We start from the raw sequence: 3,183 nt of genomic DNA, 5'->3' as shown, positions 1-3,183 counted from the left end.
GGCGGCCAGCTCGGCCAGCGCGTCGTGCTCGGCGCTGTCCAGGCGGAAGACCGCACCGGCGGGGTTCATCACCTCCGTGGGAGCTGACATGGTTCTCCAATCATTCGCCAGGATGGACTGAGGAATGCCAGGCGATTCCTCGAGCGAGGCTAGAAGCGGCCGGAAAGCCGGGCAACCCTTAACGAATCGGCCGGGGGTTTTCCGCATAGGGGTGCAAACCCCTAGAGGAATTGGCCGTTTGCTGCCAGGCCACTTGATGCCGTCCATTGCCCGGCGGGGGTCCCGTGGGCCGGATGTACGGTTGCCGCACTCACAGCTCGTGGCGGCTACCGGAAATGTGTGCCGGAATCAGCGGTCGGAAAGCGGTGCCGGCCGAAGCCGCTGTCCGAGGAAGACCGACACCGGAAAGCGTGGGCACCTCTTTGAAATCGACGATCGACATCGACGGCAGACGCGAACCGTTCCGTCCCCGCGCGGCGCCGCGAACCGACTGGTCCCGTGAATTCGTCGGGGCCACCGGGCCGCAGGACGGCAGCGAACCCGTGCGGCCCCGGGTGGGACACATCTCCTTCCTCAACTGCGTCCCCCTGCTGTGGGGACTGGCCAAGTCGGGCGCCCTCTCCGACGTGGACCTGACCGAGGCCAGCCCCGACATCCTCAACACGGCCCTCGCCGAGGGACGCCTGGACATGGGCCCCATCAGCGTCTTCGAGTTCCTCAAGCACGCCGAGGACCTGGTCGCCCTCTCGGACATCGCGGTCGGAAGCGACGGGGACGTCCAGTCCTGCCTGCTCTTCAGCAAGGTCCCGCTCGCCGACCTCGACGGCGCCCGGGTCGCCCTCGGCTCCACCAGCCGCACCTCGGTCCGGCTCGCCCAGCTGCTGCTCGCCGAACGGGTCGGGGTCCGCCCCGAGTACCACGTGGCCCCGCCCGATCTGACCCGGATGCTCGACGACGCCGAGGCCGCCGTCGTCATCGGCGACGCCGCCCTGCGCGCCGCCCGCCACGACGCGGCCCGGCTCGGCCTGCACGTCCACGACCTCGGCGGGATGTGGCGCGAGTGGACGGGCCTCCCCTTCGTCTTCGCCGTGTTCGCCGCCCGCAAGGAGTTCCTCGCCCGGCAGCCCGACGTGGTCCGCCACGTGCATTCCTGTCTAATCGAGGCGCGTGACCTCTCCATCCAGGAGATCGACCTCATCTGTGAGCAGATCGCGGAGCGGGCCGAATTCGATGCCGAAAGACTGAAGGATTATTACCTCCGGGGTCTCCGCTTCGATTTCGGCGAGAGGGAGCTGGCGGCGCTCACCGAATTCGCCCGAAGGGTCGGCGGCCCCGGGGAGGGCTTTCCGCCCGACGTGAGGATCGACGTGATCCCGGCCCCGTGACGACGGACGGCGGACGACCGGAACAGGGGGTGGCAGGGGTTCGGCGGGGCCGACCCGGTCTGTGCACACTGACGGAAAAACACTCCCGGCCGGGGCCCTGCCGGACGGTGGGTGCCGCCGAGAGGCCGAGAGGCCGACTCGAGAGACGGACATGGTGACATGCTGCGTGCCGAGCTGATCCGCCCATTCCCCGACATCCTCAAGGGGCACGCCGAACGGCACGCCGGCAAGACGGCCTTCCGTGACGCACGCCGGTCACTCACCTACGCGGCCCTGGAGCGGCGCACCGCCCGGCTCGCCGGCCACCTGGCATCCCTCGGGCTCTCCCCCGGGGACCGGCTGGTGATCTTCCTCGGCAACCGTGTCGAGACCGTCGAGAGCTATCTCGCCGCCATCCGCGCCGCCGCCGTCGGCGTGCCCGTCAACCCCCGGTCCTCGGACGACGAACTCGCGCACATCCTCGCCGACAGCGGCGCGCGGGCCGTCGTGACGGACGCCGCCCACCTCCCGCAGGTGCGCCGCGCGGCGGCCGGGGCGGACCCGCTGCTCGTGGTCGTCCCCGACGTCCTCCCCCCGGAGCCCGCCGCGTCCGGCACCCACTGCTTCGAGACGCTCGCCACCACGGAACCGTCCGTACCCGCCCCCGACAGCCTCGGCCTGGACGACATCACCTGGCAGCTCTACACCTCAGGCACCACCGGTCGCCCCAAGGGCGTCCTGTCCACCCAGCGCAACGGCCTCTGGGCGGTCGCCGCCTCCTACGCGCCCGTCGCCGGGCTGTCCACCGACGACCGCGTCGTGTGGCCGCTGCCGCTGTTCCACAGCTTCTCCCACATCGCGTGCGTCGTCGGGGTGACCGCCGTCGGGGCCACGGCGCGGATCCTCGACGGCCTGGCCGCCGAGGACATCGCCCACGCCGTCCAGCAGGAGTCCGCCACCTTCCTGGCCGGCGTCCCGGCGCTGTACCACCACCTCGTCGCCGCGGCGGACGGACAGGGGTTCCGGACCCCGTCCCTGCGCACCTGCCTGGTGGCCGGCGCGGTCACCACGTCCAGTCTCCAGAGCGCCTTCGAGACCGCCTACGGAGTCCCCCTCCTCAACCTCTACGGAAGCACCGAGGCGTGCGGTGCCGTCACCATGAGCACGGTCGACGGCCCGCGCGTGGAGGGCTCCTGCGGACTGCCCGTCCCCGGCCTCGAGGTCCGCCTCGTCGACCCCGCCGACGGGCAGGACACGGCACCCGGGGAGGAGGGCGAGATCTGGGTCAAGGGCCCCAACGTCATGGCCGGCTACCACAACCGCCCCGACGCCACGGCCGAGGTCCTGGTCGACGGGTGGTACCGCACCGGGGACCTGGCGCGCCGCGCCCCCTCCGGCCACGTCACCATCACCGGCCGCCTCAAGGAACTGATCATCCGCGGCGGCGAGAACATCCATCCCACGGAGGTCGAGGACGTCCTGCTGGGCCGGCCCGACGTGGCCGACGCCGGGGTCACCGGACGACCGCATCCCGTCCTCGGCGAGGTCCCGGTCGCCTTCGTGGTCCCCGGGCCCGAGGGCGTGGACCCCGCCGCCCTGTACCAGGCGTGCCGGCACCGGTTGTCGTACTACAAGGTGCCCCACGAGCTGTACCAGGTGCGGGAGATTCCGCGCACCGGGTCCGGCAAGGTCAGCCGCCGGTCCCTGCTCGACGTCCCGGCACGGCTGCTCGCGGTGTCCGACCGGCACGAGAGCCTGCACCGCACCCGCTGGGCCGAACTGCCGCCCGCCCCGCGCCGGGCCGACGTCTGGGCCGTCC

The 3,183-nt window shown here is 71.8% G+C and carries 2 protein-coding genes; both read left to right on the top strand.

Annotation, left to right across the window (positions count from 1 at the left end; all coding sequences use genetic code 11):
* Nucleotides 1-542 precede the first annotated feature (542 nt).
* Nucleotides 543-1,385, top strand: a complete 843-nt coding sequence (locus tag HW445_RS24040; protein ID WP_308799785.1) for a menaquinone biosynthesis protein — start codon at nucleotides 543-545, stop codon at nucleotides 1,383-1,385.
* Between the two features lie 159 nt (nucleotides 1,386-1,544).
* The coding region (locus tag HW445_RS24035; RefSeq protein ID WP_180223033.1) for a class I adenylate-forming enzyme family protein at nucleotides 1,545-3,183 on the top strand (1,639 nt) is incomplete at its 3' end.

The organism is Streptomyces sp. UH6 (assembly GCF_013421635.1).
GTDB classification, from domain to species: domain Bacteria; phylum Actinomycetota; class Actinomycetes; order Streptomycetales; family Streptomycetaceae; genus Streptomyces; species Streptomyces abyssomicinicus.
This window is presented reverse-complemented; position numbering and strand designations above follow the sequence as displayed.